Source organism: Acidisoma cellulosilyticum (assembly GCF_020621385.1).
Lineage (GTDB): Bacteria > Pseudomonadota > Alphaproteobacteria > Acetobacterales > Acetobacteraceae > Acidisoma > Acidisoma cellulosilyticum.
This window is the reverse complement of the sequence record NZ_JAESVA010000003.1, coordinates 190594-210234: the sequence shown is the minus strand read 5'-3', so window position 1 is coordinate 210234 and position 19641 is coordinate 190594. Positions and strand designations below refer to the sequence as shown.

17 protein-coding genes are annotated in these 19641 nt (G+C 64.2%); 10 read left to right on the top strand and 7 right to left on the bottom strand.

Annotated elements, in window-relative coordinates; translation table 11 throughout:
* Nucleotides 1-4 precede the first annotated feature (4 nt).
* The 6 genes from ACELLULO517_RS09655 to ACELLULO517_RS09630 all read right to left on the bottom strand — a co-directional run bounded on the left by ACELLULO517_RS09655 (nucleotide 5) and on the right by ACELLULO517_RS09630 (nucleotide 7777).
* Nucleotides 5-2209, bottom strand: a complete 2205-nt coding sequence (locus ACELLULO517_RS09655) for a DUF6600 domain-containing protein (RefSeq protein ID WP_227307159.1) — start codon at nucleotides 2207-2209, stop codon at nucleotides 5-7.
* Nucleotides 2210-2400: 191 nt separating this feature from the next.
* Nucleotides 2401-4410 carry a TonB-dependent receptor domain-containing protein gene (locus tag ACELLULO517_RS09650; protein ID WP_227307158.1) on the bottom strand — a complete coding sequence of 670 codons (2010 nt, stop codon included), beginning with the start codon at nucleotides 4408-4410 and terminating at the stop codon, nucleotides 2401-2403.
* A gap of 186 nt (nucleotides 4411-4596) precedes the next feature.
* Nucleotides 4597-5379 carry a heme ABC transporter ATP-binding protein gene (locus ACELLULO517_RS09645; protein WP_227307156.1) on the bottom strand — a complete coding sequence of 261 codons (783 nt, stop codon included), beginning with the start codon at nucleotides 5377-5379 and terminating at the stop codon, nucleotides 4597-4599.
* 5 nt (nucleotides 5380-5384) lie between these two features.
* Entirely contained in the window at nucleotides 5385-6473 is a 1089-nt protein-coding gene (locus tag ACELLULO517_RS09640; protein ID WP_227307155.1) for a FecCD family ABC transporter permease, read from the bottom strand.
* 7 nt (nucleotides 6474-6480) lie between these two features.
* Entirely contained in the window at nucleotides 6481-7362 is an 882-nt protein-coding gene (locus tag ACELLULO517_RS09635) for a heme/hemin ABC transporter substrate-binding protein (protein ID WP_227307154.1), read from the bottom strand.
* Nucleotides 7363-7414: 52 nt separating this feature from the next.
* Nucleotides 7415-7777 carry an antibiotic biosynthesis monooxygenase family protein gene (locus ACELLULO517_RS09630; protein ID WP_227307153.1) on the bottom strand — a complete coding sequence of 121 codons (363 nt, stop codon included), beginning with the start codon at nucleotides 7775-7777 and terminating at the stop codon, nucleotides 7415-7417.
* Nucleotides 7778-8117: 340 nt separating this feature from the next.
* Between ACELLULO517_RS09630 and ACELLULO517_RS09625 the strand changes: the two genes are divergently transcribed.
* Both ACELLULO517_RS09625 and hydA read left to right on the top strand, forming a co-directional pair.
* Nucleotides 8118-8705 (top strand): hypothetical protein, encoded by a 588-nt coding sequence (locus tag ACELLULO517_RS09625; protein WP_227307701.1) that lies wholly within the window; start codon nucleotides 8118-8120, stop codon nucleotides 8703-8705.
* A gap of 87 nt (nucleotides 8706-8792) precedes the next feature.
* Nucleotides 8793-10250, top strand: a complete 1458-nt coding sequence (hydA, locus tag ACELLULO517_RS09620) for a dihydropyrimidinase (RefSeq protein WP_227307152.1) — start codon at nucleotides 8793-8795, stop codon at nucleotides 10248-10250.
* A 495-nt stretch (nucleotides 10251-10745) separates the two neighbouring features.
* Here hydA and ACELLULO517_RS09615 read toward each other — a convergent pair whose 3' ends face one another.
* Nucleotides 10746-11777, bottom strand: a complete 1032-nt coding sequence (locus ACELLULO517_RS09615; RefSeq protein ID WP_227307151.1) for an LLM class flavin-dependent oxidoreductase — start codon at nucleotides 11775-11777, stop codon at nucleotides 10746-10748.
* A 268-nt stretch (nucleotides 11778-12045) separates the two neighbouring features.
* Here ACELLULO517_RS09615 and rpsB point away from each other — a divergent pair, with 268 nt between their 5' ends.
* From rpsB to rseP, 8 genes are all read left to right on the top strand, one after another.
* Nucleotides 12046-12873, top strand: a complete 828-nt coding sequence (gene rpsB / locus ACELLULO517_RS09610; protein ID WP_227307150.1) for a 30S ribosomal protein S2 — start codon at nucleotides 12046-12048, stop codon at nucleotides 12871-12873.
* A 229-nt stretch (nucleotides 12874-13102) separates the two neighbouring features.
* Nucleotides 13103-14026 carry a translation elongation factor Ts gene (tsf, locus tag ACELLULO517_RS09605; protein ID WP_227307149.1) on the top strand — a complete coding sequence of 308 codons (924 nt, stop codon included), beginning with the start codon at nucleotides 13103-13105 and terminating at the stop codon, nucleotides 14024-14026.
* Between the two features lie 209 nt (nucleotides 14027-14235).
* The gene (gene pyrH / locus ACELLULO517_RS09600) at nucleotides 14236-14958 is read left to right on the top strand and encodes a UMP kinase (protein ID WP_227307148.1); all 723 of its coding nucleotides are present in this window, start codon (nucleotides 14236-14238) and stop codon (nucleotides 14956-14958) included.
* A 14-nt stretch (nucleotides 14959-14972) separates the two neighbouring features.
* Nucleotides 14973-15539, top strand: coding sequence for a ribosome recycling factor (gene frr / locus ACELLULO517_RS09595; RefSeq protein ID WP_227307147.1), 567 nt, complete (start codon nucleotides 14973-14975; stop codon nucleotides 15537-15539).
* Nucleotides 15540-15656: 117 nt separating this feature from the next.
* Nucleotides 15657-16331 carry a polyprenyl diphosphate synthase gene (gene uppS / locus ACELLULO517_RS09590; RefSeq protein ID WP_264481448.1) on the top strand — a complete coding sequence of 225 codons (675 nt, stop codon included), beginning with the start codon at nucleotides 15657-15659 and terminating at the stop codon, nucleotides 16329-16331.
* A complete protein-coding gene (locus ACELLULO517_RS09585) occupies nucleotides 16258-17202 on the top strand; it encodes a phosphatidate cytidylyltransferase (RefSeq protein WP_227307143.1) in 945 nt (314 codons plus the stop codon). Before uppS ends, ACELLULO517_RS09585 begins: the two co-directional genes overlap by 74 nt.
* Entirely contained in the window at nucleotides 17193-18356 is a 1164-nt protein-coding gene (locus ACELLULO517_RS09580; RefSeq protein ID WP_227307141.1) for a 1-deoxy-D-xylulose-5-phosphate reductoisomerase, read from the top strand. Before ACELLULO517_RS09585 ends, ACELLULO517_RS09580 begins: the two co-directional genes overlap by 10 nt.
* A 35-nt stretch (nucleotides 18357-18391) precedes the next feature.
* Nucleotides 18392-19504 carry an RIP metalloprotease RseP gene (gene rseP, locus ACELLULO517_RS09575; RefSeq protein WP_227307140.1) on the top strand — a complete coding sequence of 371 codons (1113 nt, stop codon included), beginning with the start codon at nucleotides 18392-18394 and terminating at the stop codon, nucleotides 19502-19504.
* The last annotated feature ends 137 nt before the right edge of the window (nucleotides 19505-19641 follow it).

The window sequence follows — 19641 nt, the reverse complement described above, 5'->3', positions numbered from 1 at the left end:
CGCATTAGTGCTGCGGAGGTCTCGGCTCGTTTCCATGCTGGGCGGGATGGGCGGCTGCCGCATGCGGCGCCGGTCGCGGGGCTTCCATGCGCGGCGCGGGAGCCCGCTGCGGTTCTGGACGAGGAGCGGCCGGCCTCGGCGCCTCGGCGCGCGGTGCCTGGGCCCGCGGTGCTTCAGCACGCGGCGCTTCGGCTCTTGGTGCTTGAGCACGTGGCGCTTCCGGCCGAGGGGCTTCTGGCCGGGGCGCCTGCTGTCGAGGGGCCTCTGGCCGTGGCGCTTCAACGCGCGGGGCCTGCTGGGGAGCCGCCGCCCGAGGGGCTTCGGCACGGGGCGCCTGCTGTGGCTCCGGTCGTGCTGCCTCCGGGCGCGGTTGCTGAGCCGCTGGACGCTGGTCCTGTGCGGGGGCGCCCTGCGGATGAGGCGTTTCATTATGCCCGGCTGCTGGTGCCAAAGCCGGCAGGCCATGGGCCGCGACACCGGCCGGACCGGCATGAGGCGCCTGACCGGGCGCTTGGCCGGGGGCTTGTCCTGGCGTCTGATGGCCTTGCTCAGGCGCGCCACCCGCTGCCGGTCTTGCGCCCGGCTGCCCGCCTTGGATCGGTCTGGCCTGGACCGGCTGACCGCCGCCATGGAAGTTGGGCGCGACGGCGCCGTGGGCGACAAGGGCCGGTGGCGCGCGACGGCCGGCGGCCTCACCACCTTGCATCGGGCGGAAGGCCGGGCCAGGGGCGGCTGCATGCGGCTGGCCGCGCTCGGGGGCGGGTGGCAATTCATGCCCGCCCTCGCCCGGACGGAAGGCCTGCACCTGCGCGCCCTGCGGCAGCGGCCGTCCCACCCCGGCGATGGGCCGGCCGCCCATCATGGCATCGCGCGGCGCGAAGGTCGCCCCCTGACGATTATAGAAACCACCCGGCGCCCCGCCCGGAGCGTGATTGTCGATGGTGACGTTGCGGTAGTTGATGCGGTTGTTCACCACCGTCACGTTGCGCTGATAGAACTGGTTGTAGTTCTGCACATAGGGACGGTTATAGGCGCCGAAATAGCGCGGCGAGACGGGATAAGGCGGGTAATAGGCCTCCCGCGGGCCGAGCGGCGCCCAGCCGATGGCGCCCGAGGCGAAGGCCGCCGCTGTCAGCACGCCGGCCGCCGCACCCAAAAAGGTCACCAGCGCCGGGGCATAGACCGGCTGATAGGTTGCATAATTATAGCCGGGGTCGGCTGCCGGCGCCGGGACCCAACCCCAGCGTCCGCCGTACTGAGCCCAACGGCCGTAATGGAAAGGTGCGAAACCCCAGGGCGCATTGTCGACCCAGGTCCAGCCCCAGGGCTGGACATAGGCCCAATGCCCGTCGCGATAGGGAACCCAGGAGGAGGCGACCTGGGGGAACCAGACAGCGCCGACCTGAGGCTGTGGCGACCAGCTGCCATATTGGGTGAGGACGCTGGCACCCGTCATCTGTGCGGTGACGGGCGGGGCAGCCGTTGCGGTCGGCGGCGGCGGTGGCGCCGCCTGCTGCAGCATGCTCGTCAGAAACTGATCCTGCTGCATGCTGCCCAACTGGCCTTGCACCGGATTGGTGCCGGAAACGACCAAGGTCTGCTGGGCCGCGATGGCCTGCGGGCCGGACTGGCCGAGGCCGGTGAACTGCACCGCACCCGTCACCGCCGTCACATAGGTGGAGGTGCTGCTATCCCCGGCATAGATATCGTATTGACCGGCGGCTGTGATCTGCGCCGTGCCGCGCGGCGTCTGGATCACCACGCTCTGCCCGTTTTCCAGGGCAACGATGTTGAGGAAGATCTCCCCCTGCGACAGCGCGGCCGTAATGGTCGTCTGGTCAATCTCCTGCGCCGTCAACTCGGTCCCGCCGGCAAGCGCGATGCGGCTGGAATCGATCATGACCGAGGCCTGGGCATTGGGCTGGGTCCAGACCGCGTCACCGGTCGCGAAGGGGTAGTTCTGGGTCGCCGTCGTCCAAGCGTTCTGGCTGGCGCTGTGGAAGGAGACCGCGCCTGAGAGGTTCGACAGCCAGCCGACGCGCGCCGGCGGATCGCCCGCATCGGTCGTCTGGCCGGCTGTGGCACCGGGTGGGGCTGGTGGTGCCGTCACCTGCGCGACAGCGGGCAGGCTGGTCGCCAGATTGGCGCTGACAAGGCCGACACTGGCAATGACGGTCGGCAAAAGCGACCATCGGGCGCGATAGGACATGGGTGGCTGCCTCAGGTTGGGGACCGCAACGGACAAGCTTCTGTGAACGCATCTATGACGCTCAGATGAGGCCGAAACGGTGTTTCGCCTGTGGCGGAGATAAGGCTCTCCGGAATGTGATGGCAATGCTTTGGACTGTCGTCCCTCTCCATCCGTCATGCGCGGACGACACAAGGCGTCAAGACGCGATCTTAAAAGCGCACCTCGGTGCCGACATAGAGGGTGCGGCCGGGGCCGTTTCCGGTGGTGCTGAGGAAGGGGACGTAATTGGCGTTGAACAGGTTGGTCACCTCGCCATGGACATTGATATTGTCCGTCACCTGATAACTGGCGAAGAGGCCGACGAGATTGTAGGGGTCGCCGCTATTGGGAACGGTCGTGGCGGCGGTCAGAGTGGAATTATAGCCTGTCGTCCAGCCGCCCGAGGTAAACTGATAATTCGCCCCGAGGGTCAGTTTGCGTTGGAGCAGGCGCCCGGCGACGGTCGTTGCCACCACATTGTCAGGCAGATATTGCGACGCGCCGAGGCCGCTGAAGGTCGCGGGCAGATCCGAATGGGAATGCGTATAGTCGAAGGTCGCGAAGGCGAATCCGGCATCATATTTCGCCTGCAGTTCGACGCCATCAACCTTGCTGGTGCCGGCGATATTCTGGAACTGATAGGCCCCCTGGCTCGCGACATAGGCGCCGGTGATATAGTTGCTGACATTCATCAAATAGAAGTCGCCGCGAGCGGTGAAGGCGTCGTCCGCCGTGAAGATGCCGTGGGCGCTGCTATTGGTGCCGAATTCCCAGCCGGTATCCGTCTCAGGCTTCAGATAGGGGTTGGGGATGAAGCTGGCGGACACGGTGCCGGGGTGTTCGCCACCTAGCATGGTTTCCTGCACGGTCGGCGCGCGCATGGATTCCGACCAGCTCACATAAGGCTGCAGCCAGGGCGTTGCCTGGACGGCGAGCGTCAGCTTCGGCTCGACCTTCCCCTTCGACTGGCCGACAGTGTAATTGCCAAAGCCGGTCGACAAGTAGCCGTTGCCGTTCTCGGAGAAATACTGGTAGCGCAGGCTGGGTGAGAAGCTGAAGATACCGTAGTTCAAGGTATTGTCGGTGAAAACCCCGACCTGAGCCTGCTGGCCGGTGCCGGGATTGACGCCACCGTCACGCGAGCCGGCATTGTCATGGAAAATCTCGAAGCCGTTGGCGCTGGTGATCTGAACGCCATGAACATTGAAATGCGACTTATTCTGCGCGTCGCCGCCAATGCCCTGATCATAGATCTTGCGGCCGATATAGGAGCCCGTGCCTCCCGTGTATTTCATGTTGAGCTCGTTGTAATAAACGTGGGAGACGAAATCGATGAGATCGCCGCCCGGCGTATAGGCGTAATTGGCGCTCACCGTATTGTTGTGGATCGTCTGATAATAGGAGTCAGCGTAGAAGTTGTTGTTGTAGATGACGGCGCCTAAGCCGAAGGTCTGATCGGTGCCGATATGGACCTGGGTCTTGGCGAGGCCCGATGTCAGATTCTGACCGCTATGGGCGACGGAGTTGTAGTCGCCGTCGCGATAATCGCCGGAAACGTTTCTATCGATGGCCGCGACGACGCCCACACCGTCCTTCTGCGCGCCGACGCCGATCATGGATTGCAGGCCGGCGGAATTGCTGCCGAGCGACACGCGGCTTAAGGCGCCGAAGGTCTGGCCATCCTTCACGATGTCATCGACGCCGAGCGTGTGGAAATCGACCGTGCCGGCCAGCGCGCCCCCGCCGATCCCCGTGACCTGGCCGCGGCTGATATCGATGCCCGACAGCAGATTGGGATCGACATAGGTGAAGCCGGCCGCTTCATGATCGGTAAAGCCAAAGCTTTGCCGGACGCCGTCGATCGACATATTCACGCGCCCGCTACCCTCGAAACCGCGAATGTTCACCGCGACGCCGGCCTGCTGCGCGCTTTGCCGCGTGTAGACGCCGGCCGTGGACCGCAGCACATCATCCAATTTGCGCGAGCCTTGCTGTTGCATGGTTTTGTGGCTGATGGCGGTCGTATTGTCGCCGGGCTGCGCCTGCGTCGCCCTGACCACCAGCGGTTTCAGGCTTTGATCCTGGGCATTATCGCTTTGGGCGGAAGCCAGTGTGGGGATCAGCAGACAGGCCGGGCCAAGGGCGGAACCGGCCAGCAGCCAACGCGACAGCGATTTCATAACGGGGATCTCCGAGATACTTGATAGCGCAACCAAATCGGCGCAATGCATTCGCAAGCTCTGCCCTTGCCGGGGATATGCGCGCGGGACGAGATGAGGAATGCCTGCCGCCAAGCTCACGAAGAGTTAATGCAATTAAGAGTCAATTGCAATGCGAATTATTCGCAATTGAGTGCCGATTGCGGCTCATTCCACCGGAACGATATGCGGCACGTCGAAGGCGGGATGGCGCTGCACGATGACGCGCACGCCGAGCGCTTCTTCGATGATCTCAGCCCGCAAAACCGCATGCGTCGGTCCCTGGGTCAGCACGTGCCCCTTGGTCATGATGATGACGGTATCGGCAAACATGGCGGCCAGATTGGGATCATGCAGAACCGCAAAGACACCGACGCCGCGGCGTGACAATGCGCGTGCGACCCGGAGAATTTTCAACTGATGCGACAGGTCAAGATGATTGGTCGGTTCATCGAGCAGGAGAAATCTTGGCTCATCTTGGTCTGCCCCGGAAATCTGCGCGATCACGCGCGCCAGCTGGACACGTTGTTGCTCACCGCCCGACAGGCTGGTGAAGGGTCGGTCGGCCAGCGCCTCTGCCCCCGTCATCCGCAAAGCTTCTTGCGCGATCGCCATATCCTCGGTGCGCGTCGTAACGCCGGCATGGGCGCCGCGACCCATCAGCACGACCTGAAGCGCCGTGAAGGGAAAACTGATGGTGGAGGATTGCGGCAGCACGGCACGCTGCCGTGCGAGTGCCTTGCGCGGCAGGGCAGCGAGCCGCAAGCCGTTCAGCAGAACGGTGCCGTGATCCGGTTGGATGGCGCCCGAGAGGATATGCAGAAGTGTGGATTTGCCGGCGCCGTTCGGGCCGATCAGCGCTGTCACCGCACCGGGTTTCACCTCGGTCGTTACATCGGTCAGGATCGGCGTTCCGCGACGCGCGAAACTGATATTGTGAGCCGTCAACATGACGGTCAGCTCTGGGCTGCTGCGCGATGGCGAAGCAGTTGGATCAGAAAGAAGGGGGCGCCGACCGCGCTGGTCAGAATACCGATCGGTATTTCCTGCGGCAGTGCCAAGGTGCGCGCCAACAGATCGGCCAGTGTCAGCAAGCTGGCGCCCAGCAGCAGGGCCGCCGGCATCATGACGCGATGATCGGGCCCTACCAGTTGGCGCGCGATATGCGGCACGACGAGGCTGACGAAACCGATGACGCCGGTGAGCGCCACCGCCGTGCCGACCGTCAACGCTGTCAGCACCGTCACGGCGCGCTTCGTATTCTCGACGGCGAAGCCGAGATGGAAGGCTTCGGTCTCACCCAGCAGCAATCCGTTCAGCGGTCCGGCCAGTCGCAGCAGAAGCAAGGCAGGCAAGATCAGCAACGGCGCCGCGACGAGCAGGTTCGGCCAGGTGACACCGCTGAGGCTGCCGAGCAGCCAGAAGTTGAGATCGCGCAGGCTTTGATCATTGCTGAGGAAAATCAACAGGCCGAGTGCGGCGCCGATGCCGGCATTCAGCGCGACACCGGCCAGCAGCATGGTCGTGACATGGGTGCGGCCGTCGCGGCTCGCCAGGCGGTAGACGATGCCGGTGGTGACGATGCCGCCCAGGAAGGCCGCGACAGGCAGCATGGCCGCACGATAGTCCGAGGGTAAATGGGCCAGAAAGCGATCGCCCAGCACGATCAGCAGACCGGCGGCGAGCGCCGCACCGCTGGAAATGCCGATCAGCCCGGGATCGGCGAGGGGGTTGCGGAACATGCCCTGGGTCGCGGCACCGGCGGCGGACAGACTGGCGCCCACCATCAGCCCCAGCAGGATGCGGGGCAGGCGGATCGAGATCAGCACGGTCGCTTGCAAAGCCGTGTGCTGGCCGAGGGGTGGCAAGCCGAGCGCCCCGCAGAGCACGGAGAGAATGGCGCTGGGCGGGATCTGCACGGCACCCAGCCCGGCCGAGAATATGAAGCTGGCGACGAGAAGAAATCCTAGCATCAGCATGACAACGCGCGACCTGGTCAATTGCGCGCGCATGCGCATCGGGGCTGGTATCGCGGTGTGGCTCATTGCCCGGTCACGGGGTCAGATGAAGCTCAGGATGCAAAGCGGCCGCGAGGTCCGTCGCAGCAAGCGGCGTGCGCGGGCCGAAGCCGAGCAGCAGCATGCCCTCCATGACCACGACGCGCTTGTTCTGGGCGGCGGGGCTGCCGGCGAGATCGGGCAGGTCCAGAACCGCTTTTTCGCCACCGAGTCCGGCGAGCGCGAAGTCGGGGATGAGGATGACGTCGGGCGCGCTGGCGGCGACGATTTCAGGGGTCAGCGGCTTATAGCCGGAGAAGCCGGCGACGGCGTTCTGCCCGCCCGCGAGGTCGATGATGGCCTGCGCGGCCGTGCCGTCGCCGGCCGCCAGAACATTGCCTTTGCCACCGGACATGAGAACGAGGACCTTCGGGCGGTTCTGCACATGGGCGAGCCGCGCGGCGAGGATTTGGCCCGCGCTTTCCACCTGAGCGGCGAGCGCATCGCCGGCCGCGGTTTGGCCCAGTGCCGCGGAAACTTTGTGGATTTTATCGACAACGCCGGGCAGGCCGGGCGTGTCGGGGATCATGATCATCGTCACGCCGGTCGCGTGCAACTGTGTCAGCACAGCCGGCGGTCCTGACCCTTCCTCAATCAACAGCAGATCGGGATTCAGCGCCAGAATGGGTTCGGCGGCCAGCCGGCGCATATAGCCGATATCGGGAAGCCTTTTCACGGCATCGGGATAGTTGCTTGTGCTATCAATGCCGACGAGCCGGTCTTCCTGATGCAGGTCATAGATGATTTCGGTCAAGGCGCCGCCGACCGATACGATATGCGTCTGCGCTTGCGCGGCGCTGAGCGGTGCCGTCAGAACAAAACCGGCCAGCATTGAGCCGGAGAGCAAGGCGGGGGAAAGCAGGGGCAGCGCGCGCAAGGTTCATCTCTATTTCGAACGAGGGGAGCGGGAGATATCGCGAGCCGAAAGATCAGGCGGCTTGCGTGGCAGCGGCTGAGGTTAGAAAGCCCGGAGCGCCGCCCATCACCAATTCCTGCACAACCGAGAAGCCTTCGAACTCAGGGCGGGCGAGTGCCATGGATTGGCCGGCGGCCGCCTGGGCATGAGCGGCCCGAAACTGCTCGGATCTCGTCCAGGCTTCGAAATCTTCGCGCGCTTGCCAGATGGTATGCGAGACGAACAGGACGTGATCGTCCTTGCTCGGGCCTTCCAGAAGATGAAAGGCGACGAAACCCGGAACGGTTTCCAGATGGGTCTCGCGCGTCAGCCAACGCTCACGGAAGGCATTCTGCTGCTCGGGGTTGATTTTGAATCGGTTGGTGGCGATGAACAAGATATTATTCTTTCGGTTGATCGAGCAAAATTATTTTGGCCGCGCTCAATTCAAATAATGAAGTTCGGACGGAAGGCGAACCGTTTGGGGTTTCGCGCATGCCAAGGACCCTAAATTGCCCATCGATCAATTGCAAGTGATTCGCAATTGCATAATGAATGCTGATCGAATCGCCCGCCTCATTTCCTGTCGCGTCACTCGCCCAAAGGTGAAGGCGATCAGCCCGACTTGAACGGCGAATGCCATGGTTCGGCCTCGCTTCCCGCAAGGTGCTGCCCAAGTTGAGGGTCAGTCTGGATAATCGGGTGAGAGCCCGCAGGCTCAACGGAGGGGCCGCACCATGACGAGCAGATTATCATCCTTGTTGCGCGCGGGACTGGCGGGCGCTGCTCTGCTGGCCCTGGGTGGCTGCTACTATCCGGACGGCTATTACGGTTCCCCGGGCTATGGATCGGCGGCTTATGCGCCAGCCTATGCCGCGCCCTATGCCCCCGGCTATGCCGCACCCTATGCCGTGGCGCCCGTTGTTGTCGGTGGCGGCTACTATGGTGGTGGCGGAGGCTATTGGGCCGGCCAAGGCGGTTATTGGGGTGGCGGCCATCCGCCGCCGCCTCCGGGCGGTTGGCATGGCGGTGGTGGCGGCGGTTGGCATGGTGGCGGTGGCCCGCCTCCGGGTGGCGGAGGTTGGCATGGCGGCGGCGGCGGTCCGCCCCCAGGTGGTGGCGGCTGGAATGGCGGCGGCGGCGGCGGTGGATATCATCCCCCACCGGGCGGCGGTGGCGGTCAACCCGGCGGTGGCTGGCACGGTGGCGGCGGCGGTCAGCCCCAGGGCGGTGGCCAGCCCGGCGGCGGTTGGCATGGTGGGGGTGGTGGCGGTGGCGGTCAGCCCTATAACGCGCCGTCCAATCAGCACGGATACAACCACTAACTTCGGCATTAACACGCTGTGTGCCGCTTGCGGTGTCGGTCATTCTGCTATGGATTGCCCCTCTATCGTCTGACAGAGGGGGAAGCCGTGGGTAGTTTTGATCGCGTCGTTCGCGGCGGTGTTGTGGTGACGGGCAGCGACACGGTGCGCGCCGATGTCGGCATTACCGGCGAAACCATCACTGCGATCGGCCTTGATCTGGCGACCGACGGCGCCGAGGTCATCGACGCGGGCGGATTGCTTGTGCTGCCGGGCGGTGTCGATCCGCATTGCCATATCGAGCAGTTGGACCCCGACGGCTCATCCTACGAGGATAGTTTCGCGCAGGCATCCGCTGCCTGTTTCGCGGGTGGCACGACAAGCGTCATCACCTTCGCGGCCCAGTTCAAAGGTCAACGTCTTGGGCCCGTGCTCGCGGAATACCATCGTCGCGCGGCGCAGGGCATGGTGGATTACAGCTTCCATCAGATCATCAACGATCCGTTCTATGCTGTCGTGCAGGAGGATATTCCCGAGGTCGTGGCCTCGGGCGTGCGCAGTCTGAAGGTCTTTCTGACCTATGACGATGTCCGCATCGACGACCGGCAATATCTGCGGGTCCTGGCGGCCGCCCGTCGCGCGGGCGCCATCGTCACCGTCCATGCCGAGAATTACGACGCGATCGGCTGGCTGACGGAAGCCTTGCTCAAGGCAGGCATGACGGCGCCGAAATATCACGCCTGGGCGCGGCCCACGGTGATCGAGCGGGAGGCGACGCATCGCGCGATCGCGCTCGCGGAACTGGTCGATCAGCCGATCCAGATTTTCCATGTCTCAGGCCCCGAGCCTGCCCATGAAATCGCCGCCGCACAGGATCGCGGTTTGAAGGTCTGGGGAGAGACCTGCCCGCAATATCTGGTGCTGGATGCGGCCGATATGGATCGCCCCGGTTTCGAGGGCGCGAAATTCGTCTGCAGCCCGGCGCCGCGCGGTCAGGCCGAAAGCGATGGCCTGTGGCAGGCGATCCGCGCCGGGACGATCGATATCATCTCCTCCGACCATAGCGGCCACAGCTTCTACAAGGAGGGCATCGGCAAGCAGCGCAACGGCACCGACGCGCCTTTCACGCGCATCCCGAACGGGGTGCCGGGCCTGGCCGCCCGCATGCCGATCATCTTCAGCGAAGGCGTGTCCAAGGGCCGGATCGACCTGCAGACCTTCGTGCGCCTGACATCGCTCAATGCCGCGAAACTCTTCGGCCTCTATCCGCGCAAGGGCACGATCGCGCCGGGGGCGGATGCCGACCTCGTGCTCTGGGACCCGACCAGGAAGGTCACCATCACCAATAACCTGATGCAGCACGCTATCGACTACACGCCCTATGAGGGGCTGGAGGTGACAGGCTGGCCGCAGATCACGATCGCGCGGGGGCGGGTGGTGATGCAGGACGGTGTGGTGACGGCCGAACCCGGCTCGGCCAAGTTTCTGGCGCGTGGGCCTTACGACCTCATCCGCCCGCGCGGCGTGCTGCCGAACGGTTTTGACGCCAGCGCGATCATGATCTGAGGATCACCGCGTAGGGAGACTGGGTGGCTATACTGGATTAGTTGCCGGATTCCGCATTCAGCGGGCTGGATTGGAGGTCAAATCCATGGTGCTAGCGCTGCAAACTCGGTTGAGATGGGCTCCGCTAGCTGCTGCGGCCATCTTATGTGGGTGTACCAGTAATGCAGATGTTTTCCCTCTAAACGACTCCGCAAAAGCCATTGGCGATCCGCAAATTGAATTTGTCCGAGAGGGAATTGACCAAGGACCCGTCAAGATCATTATGCCCAGTGGCGAAGTACTGCACGGCCACTACCATGTGGCTCGAGATGCAGCCATGGCGATGGCTTTCAGCGGGGGGCAAACTGCGACTGCAATAGGATATGGCGCTGGCGGTGTCCAATTCGTGGCAAGGGGAATCCATACCGAGATGCTTTGCCGAGGTTCAGTAAGCCTAGGTGGACATGGGAATGGGGAGTGCCAGACCGTCGACGGGTCCCTTTGGGCAGTCAGTTACTAGTTTTGTAATTGTTCTGGCAGCCCGAAGGCCTCGGCCAGCAGCGCATAGGACCGCAGCCGCGCGTCATGCTCGTACATAATGTTCACGACCATGACCTCCTCCGCGCCGTATTCGGCGGCAATGGCTTCCAGCCCTGCCCGAACGAGGTCGGGCGTGCCGAGCACCAGCCGGCGCCTGCGGGTGTTGGGCGCGGTATCGCTTTCCAGAAAGCGCCGCGCCTCTTCCGGTGACGGCACGGCGATCAGCTCGCCCCGATGCAGCAGCTTGAACAGCATGCGGGAACTCAGCGCCAGGCGCTCGGCCTCCGCCACTGTATCGGCGGTGATCGACCAGGAGGCGACCATCACCTGCGGCGCGGTGATGCCGCGGTCCGGGTTGGGCCGGAAGGCCTGGCGATATTGCTCGGCCAGTTCCGCGCCATGGGGGTTGATGAAATCGGCAATGCAATAGGGCAGGCCGAGTTCCGCCGCCCAGGCGGCGCTGTCGGGCGAGGTGCCGAGCATCCAGGGGGCCGGCTTGTCCGTTCCGCCCGGCAAGGTCTTCGACAGGTAGGCGAAGGGGTGGCTTTCGGGAATCCGGTCATCCAGATAACCGAGCAGCTCGGCCAGCACCTGCGGGAAGTCGTCCGGCGCGCGTTCCCGCCGGTCACGCTGCAGGGCATAGGCGGTGCGCCCGTCTGACCCGGGCGCGCGGCCGAGGCCGAGATCGACGCGGTCCGGAAACAGCCCGGCCAGCATGCTGAAGGTCTCGGCCACTTTGAAAGGACTGTAATGCGGCAGCATGACGCCACCGGTGCCGATGCGGATACGCGCGGTCGCCATGCCCACCGCGCCGAGGAGCACTTCGGGGCTGGCCGAGGCGAGGCCCGGGGTCGCGTGATGCTCGGCAATCCAATAGCGGTGAAAGCCGGAGCGCTCGGCGAGCCTGGCGAGGTCAATGACCTGGCGCAGCGCCTGTCCGCCGGTCCTGTTGGCGGCGATAGGAGCCTGATCCAGGACGCTGATGCGAAGGGTTTTGTGCGCGCTCATGGGATAACAACCTGGGCGGGGAGCAGCGAAAACTCAATCGTCGCGAACCGGCTGTATACGGGAATGGCTGCCCGGCACCGCGAGACGGCCCGTTTTGCTTGCAAAGACAGAGCCGATGCGCAATAGCAGCGCCGCTTCGGTCCCGATGGTCGGGACGGGAGCAAATTCGCACGCAGGGCGCCTTTCTCGGTCGAAAACGACTGGGTCCGGTGCTTCAGAGCTACGCCCTGCGGAGGGTTAACCGGACGAATAGGAAAGGAGCACGCTCATGGCGATGCCCGAATACACGCTGCGTCAGCTGCTGGAAGCTGGCGTTCACTTTGGTCACCACACGCGTCGCTGGAATCCTGCGATGGCGCCCTACCTCTTTGGCGTCCGCAACCAGGTCCATATCATCGACCTGCAGCAGACCGTGCCGATGCTGGACCGCGCGCTGCGCGCGCTGCGCGACACGACCGCCAATGGCGGCCGCGTTCTGTTCGTCGGCACCAAGCGCGCCGCGGCTGAGCCCGTCGCCGACGCCGCTCGCCGTTGCGGCCAGTATTACGTGAACCACCGCTGGCTCGGCGGCATGCTGACCAACTGGAAGACGATCACGGCCAGCATCAAGCGCCTGCGCCAGATCGAAGAGCTGGTGGCCGGTGACACGCAGGGCCTGACGAAGAAGGAAGTCCTTGAGATCACGCGCGACCAGGAGAAGCTGGAACGTGCGCTTGGTGGCATCAAGGAAATGGGCGGCCTGCCCGATATCCTGTTCATCATCGATACCAACAAGGAAAAGCTCGCCGTTCAGGAAGCCAACAAGCTTGGCATCCCGGTCGTTGCCGTCCTCGACAGCAATTCCGACCCGACCGGCGTGACCTACCCGATCCCGGGCAATGACGACGCGATCCGCGCCATCATGATGTATTGCGATCTGGTGTCGAACTCCGTGCTCGACGGTATCAGCGCCGAGATGGCGGCTTCCGGCCGTGACATCGGTGCCTCCGAAGAACTGCCCACGGGCGTTGTGCCGGAAGACGACGAAGACGATATCGAAGTTCCGGTCGCCGCCGCGGTCGCCGAAGCGCCTGTCGAAACGCCCGTCGAAGCCTAAGTCTTTCCCGGCATATCGGGTGGCGCAAGCCGCCCGATATGCCGGTCTGATGACGTAAGGCTCCCAATTCATGATTGAGAGCGCGATGAGGATTGCCGGTCGATTGACCTGAAATCATCTCGCTTTTGGGGCCTTCTCTGGATGTTCGGGGCCGATATAAAGGCTCGCCTAGAGGAACCGATGGCGACGCCGCCAAGGCGCTGCGCCGTTTAACCATACGGAGATCGAAATGGCCGAGATCACAGCCGCGCTGGTCAAGGACCTGCGCGAAAAGAGCGGCGCCGGCATGATGGACTGCAAGAAGGCGCTGACCGAGACGGCAGGCGACCTGGATGCGGCCATCGACTGGCTGCGCAAGAAGGGCCTGTCGGCCGCCGCCAAGAAGTCCGGTCGCGTCGCGGCCGAAGGGCTGATCGGCGTCGCCAGCACCACCAACGCCGCCTCCATGGTCGAGGTCAATGCCGAGACCGACTTCGTGGCCCGCAACGAAACCTTCCAGGATTTCGTCGAGACGGTCGCGAAGATCGCGCTCGAAGTTGGCGAAGACGTCGAAGCGATCAAGGCTGCCGCCTTCCCCGGCACCAGCCACACGGTCGCGGAGCAGCTCACCCAGATGGTCGCCACCATCGGTGAGAACATGACGATCCGCCGCGCCCGCGTTCTGCGCGTGCCGAGCGGCGTCGTCGCGACCTATATCCACAGCGCCCTTAAGCCCGGCATCGGCAAGATCGGCGTGCTCGTGGCGCTGGAAGCCGCGAGTGAGCTGGACGGTCTGGAAATCCTCGGCCGTCAGGTCGGCATGCATGTTGCGGCGACCCGTCCGGAAGCGCTGGACGTCGATGCAGTCGATCCCGCAGCCTTGCTGCGTGAGCGCGACGTGCTGAGCGAGCAGGCGCGGGCCTCCGGCAAGCCGGAAGCGATCATCGAGAAAATGGTCGAGGGCCGCATCCGTAAGTATTACGAAGAGGTCGTTCTGCTGGAGCAGGTTTGGGTGCATGACGGCGAAAGCCGCGTCCGCGCTGTGGTGCAGAAGGCCGGCGCCAAGCTGGCTGGCTTCGATCGCTTCCAGCTCGGCGAAGGCATCGAGAAGCAAACCTCTGATTTCGCAGCGGAAGTTGCGGCGACCGCTGGCATCGCTCCCGCCAGCGTCTAAGACTGAACCGCCGGGGGTGGCGCCGCGCGCCACCCCTGCGCCGGGCACCGCAGACAAATTTTCGTGGTCGCGGGCATGGCTGGCGCGTTTGCGCTTGGATTGAGACTCTGACACTTGTGGCGCTAACACCCTATCTCTAGGGTGCGGCCGCCCGGGTTCTTTGAGCCGGATCGGCCGCCGACTTATGGCTAAAGGAATTCAAGGACAGCATGGACGGTCAGCCCCTTTATAAGCGCGTGCTCCTCAAGCTTTCGGGTGAGGCGCTGATGGGGCCTGGCGAATACGGGCTCGATTCGCCGACGGTTAAGCAGATCGCGGCTGATATTGGCTCCGTTGTCGGGATGGGCGTCGAAGTCTGCGTCGTCATTGGTGGCGGCAATATTTTTCGGGGCATGAAGGGTGCGGCCGCCGGCATGGATCGTGCCCAGGCCGACTACATGGGCATGCTGGCGACGGTGATGAATGCGCTTGCCATGCAGAGCGCGCTCGAAATCTCCGGCCTGCCGACCCGCGTGCAATCCGCCATCCCGATGGCAAGCCTTTGCGAACCCTATATCCGCCGCCGTGCCCAGCGGCACATGGAGAAAGGGCGGATCGTCATCTTCGCTGCCGGCACCGGCAACCCGTTTTTCACGACGGATACGGCGGCAGCGCTGCGTGCGGCCGAGATGAGCTGCGACGCCATTCTGAAGGGCACGCAGGTCGATGGCGTCTATTCCGCCGACCCGCATAAAGTTACAGATGCAAAACGATTTGACACGCTGACCTATCTTGAAGTGCTCTCTCAGGACTTGGCCGTGATGGACGCCGCGGCGATCAGCCTGGCGCGGGAGAGCAAGCTGCCGATCGTGGTTTTCAATCTCCACCGCCAAGGCGCGTTTGCGGCTGCCATGCGCGGTGAGGGACCTTATACGATCATACGCGACGTCTGACGAAGGAGGGGCCTTTGCCCGCTGACCTGAATGCTTTGAAGCAAGACCTGACCCGTCGCATGGATGGCGCGGTCGAGACCCTGCGCAAGGACCAGAGCGGCCTGCGCACCGGCCGCGCGAGCCCGGCTCTGCTTGAGCCTATTCGTGTCGAATCCTATGGCGCGATGATGCCGCTGACGCAGGTCGGCACCATCGCCGTGCCGGAAGCCCGCATGATCACGGTTCAGGTCTGGGACCGCAGCCTGGTGAATTCCGTCGTCGCCGCGATCCGTGACTCGGGTCTCGGTCTCAATCCCGGTGCGGACGGCCAGACCGTGCGCGTGCCCATTCCCCAGCTGACCGCCGAACGCCGCGTCGAGCTTGCCAAGGCAGCGAACAAATATGCCGAAAGCGCGCGTATCGCGGTCCGCGCCGTGCGCCGCGACGGCATGGAGCAGATCAAGGGTTTCGAGAAGAAGAGCGAGATCGGCAAGGACGAGGCCGAGGATTGGTCGGGCGTCGTGCAGAAGCTGACCGACAGCTATATCAAGAAGCTCGACGAGATGGCGGCCGATAAAGACCGTGAAATCCGCCAGGTGTGAGATAGTCGATCCATGAACCGCGCCGTGCCCTCTGAGAGGGCCGCCGTTGCCAGTGACGCCGACGGCAAGCGTTCGAAAACCAGGGGCGGTGGTACCCCTTGCCATGTCGCGATCATCATGGATGGCAATGGCCGCTGGGCTAAGTCCCGCGGCATGCCGCGCGTGGCCGGGCATCATAGCGGCGCCAAGGCCGTGCGCCGCTGTGTTGAGGCAGCCATCGACCAGGGCGTCGAATGGCTGACGCTTTTCGCCTTCAGCAGCGAAAATTGGCGTCGCCCTGAAGGCGAGGTCATGGAACTGACCAGCCTGCTGAAACAATATCTGCGCAGCGAGGTCGCTGAACTTGCGAAGCAGGGCGTCTGCTTCCGGGTCATTGGTGATCGCGCGCGTTTCTCGCCCGAATTACGCGCCGAATTCGATCGCGCCGAACGGGAAACCGCGGGCAATCACCGCCTTAATCTCACCGTCGCACTGTCCTATGGCGGGCGGGATGAGATCGTGAAGGCAGCGCGCAACATGGCGCATGCCGTGCAGGCCGGCACGCTCGACGTCGAAGCGGTCGACGAACAGGCCTTCGGCCGGTTCCTGTGGACGGCCGCGATGCCGGACCCCGACCTGCTGATCCGCACCAGCGGCGAGCGCCGTCTGTCGAATTTTCTTCTATGGCAATGCGCCTATGCCGAGCTTGTCTTCATGGATGTGCTCTGGCCGGATTTCGATGCCGCTCATCTGGCATTGGCCCTGGCGGATTTCGCCCGGCGCGATCGGCGCTACGGTGCCAGTGTCGGCTGATCCATCGCGGCCTTTGGCTGAGACGGGCGCGATCGTACCGACCCCGCCGCCGACAAGAAATGGTGGGCGTTGGGGCGATCTGGGCAAACGGGTCGGGTCCGCGGTCGTTCTGGCGCCGCTGGCCTTAACCTGCCTGTGGTTCGGCAAGGACGCCTGGACCATTCTGATCGCCGTTGGCGCGCTCGGCTGTGCGGCCGAATGGGTGGGCATGAATAAGGCGAAGCCTTGGGCTTGGCCGACCGTGCTGCTGCCGGTCGGCATGGCCGTCCTTCCCCTGATCGACCATAGTTTCGGCAGTCCCGTGGCGCTTGCCTTGGCGGCCTTGCTCGCGGTCATCGCCTGGGTGATCTTCGGCCGCGACACCCGCGCGCTTTGGCTTGCCGGAGGCTTCGTCTATCTGGCGCCGGCCGTGATCGCCTTGGTCAGGCTGCGGCATCTGCCGACCGTCGGCCGCTGGGATATGGTCTATCTCGTGCTGGTCATCTGGGCGAGCGACATCGGTGCCTATCTCGTCGGGCGGCTGGTCGGCGGTCCCAAGCTCGCGCCCGCGATTTCGCCCGGCAAGACCTGGTCCGGCGCTATCGGCGGAACCTTGGCCGCGGCTTTGGTCGGCCTCGGCGTCGCGGGCCTGGTCAGTAACCGCCTGCCGCTGCTCCATTGCGTGGTGATTTCGATTATCATCGGCATCGCCTCGCAGATCGGCGATTTGCTGGAAAGCGGTTTCAAGCGGCATTTTGGCGTGAAGGATTCGGGGCGATCGATTCCCGGACACGGCGGGCTGTTGGATCGGCTCGACGGAATGCTGACGGCGGCCCCGACCGCCATCGTGATAGCGCTATTGATCGGTGAGGGAGTTTGGCTGTGGCAGTGAAGACAATCAGCATCTTGGGGAGCACGGGCAGCGTCGGCACGCAGACCCTGGATCTGATCCTGGCCGAGCCCGATCGCTACCGCGTACGCGCCCTGGTCGCGGGCCGCAATGCGACACTGCTGGCCGAGCAGGCGAAACTCTGCCGCCCCGAAATCGCTGTCATTCACGATCCCGCCGGCTTGGATAAGCTGGCCCAGGCGCTGGCCGGGACCGGCATCGCGGTTGCCGCCGGCCCAGACGCGGTGAACCAGGCCGCCGCCTTGCCGGCGGATTGGACCATGGCCGCGATCATCGGCATGGCCGGGCTTCACCCGACGCTGACGGCCATTCGCCGTGGTGGCGCCATCGCTTTTGCCAATAAGGAAGTCCTGGTTTCGGCCGGCGATATCATGATGGACGCCGTGACGGATGCGGGCGCCTGCCTGCTGCCGGTCGATTCCGAGCATAATGCGATTTTCCAGTGCTGGGAGCCCAAGAACGCCGGGGCGATCGAGCGTATCGTGCTGACCGCGTCCGGCGGGCCTTTTCGTCAGACGAGCCGGGACGCGATGGTCGCCATCACCCCGGAAGCAGCACTGAAACATCCCGTCTGGTCGATGGGTACCAAAATCACGATCGATTCGGCGACCATGATGAACAAGGGTCTCGAAGTCATCGAGGCGGCACGCCTGTTCCGCCTGCCGAGTGCGGCGGTCGAGGTTCTGGTTCACCCCCAATCGGTCGTCCACGGCATCGTCTGCTACGCCGACGGCAGCATGCTGGCGCAGCTTGGCGCGCCGGATATGCATATTCCGATCGCGCATGCTTTGGGTTGGCCGGACCGGTTGGTGACGAATGCGAAGCGGCTCGACCTCACCACGCTTGCCCAGCTTGAATTCACGGCGCCTGATCTGGACCGCTTTCCTGCGCTGCGCGTCGCGCGTGCGGTGCTGGAAGCCGGCGGCGGCGCGCCTGCGATCATGAATGCCGCGAATGAAGTGGCGGTGGCCGCCTTCCTGGCCCGGCGCATCGGTTTTCTGGATATCGTCGGCACGGTCGAAGCCGTGCTCGACAGGCTGGGAGTACCGCCGGCGCCGGACCTCGATGCGATCATCGCACTCGACGTCGCGGCCCGGAATGCGGCCGATACGCTTATCCTGTCGCGCGCCGCGTGACGGCGACCCGGCCAATCCGCTAAAGACGGAATGTCATGCACGATCTTATCAGCCTGCTCCGCACTGTCGTTTCTTTTGCCATCGTCCTGGGCGTGCTCGTCTTCGTCCATGAGATGGGCCACTACCTCGCCGCGCGTTGGCGCGGCGTGCATGTGGAGACCTTCTCGATCGGCTTCGGCCAGTCGCTGGCGCGCTGGACGGATAGGCGCGGCACGGTCTGGAAACTGGCCTGGATTCCCCTCGGCGGCTACGTAAAGCTGCACGGGCAGGAGCGGCCGGAGGATATCTCGGCCGAGGATCGCGCCGCCTGGCAGCAGGGCCGCACCTTCCACGAAAAGTCGGTCTGGTCGCGTATGATCGTCATCGCAGCAGGCCCGATCGCGAATTTCATTCTGGCGGCTGTGCTGTTCATTGGCCTGTTCATGGCGGTCGGCAAGCCGATCGACGCGCCGGTCATCGGTCAGATCATGCCGAATTCGGCCGCCTCTCACGCCAAGCTGGAGACGGGCGACCTGATCCAAAGCGTGAACGGCGTCGCGGTGCAGAGTTTCACCGACATCCAGCATCAGGTCTCGCCCAATCCGGGCAAGGATATGGGGCTGATCGTGAAGCGGGGCGATGCTTCGATCATGTTCCGCCTGACGGTCGGCACCGCGCCTGACGGTCATGGCGGCCAGCACGGCGTGCTGGGCATTATCGAAGGCCCGCCGACCTTCCAGCGTCTTGGCCCTGGTGAAGCCGTGGTGCAGGGGCTCAATCAGACCTGGACGGTTGGCAAGGAAACACTGAACGGCCTGTGGCAGATCGCCGCCCACCGCACTGGCTTGAACCAGCTTGGCGGACCGCTGCGAATCGCGTCCCTGTCGGGCCAGGTCGCGGCGATGGGCATCGCGAGCCTGATCTCCTTCATCGCCGTGCTGTCGGTTAATCTGGGCTTGATCAATCTCTTCCCCATCCCGGTGCTGGATGGCGGCCACCTGCTATTCTACATCGCAGAGGCCATTCGTGGCCGGCCGATCCCGGTCAAGGCGCAGGAATATGGCTTCCGGGCTGGCTTCGCCCTGCTCCTCTGCCTTTTCGTTTTCGCGACCTGGAACGACGTCAATCAGTTGGGTTTCGTTCGCTGGGTGACGCATCTCGTCGGATGACGTAGGAAGGACCCCGGTATGGCGGCGAGAAAGACCTTGCCGCGATACGGGGGGCTGAGATAGGGCAAAGCCGCCGGTCCGTGTCTTGCGGTCGGGGTTGTTTGCCGGACTATCCAGCGACTGCCGCGCGTTGCCTC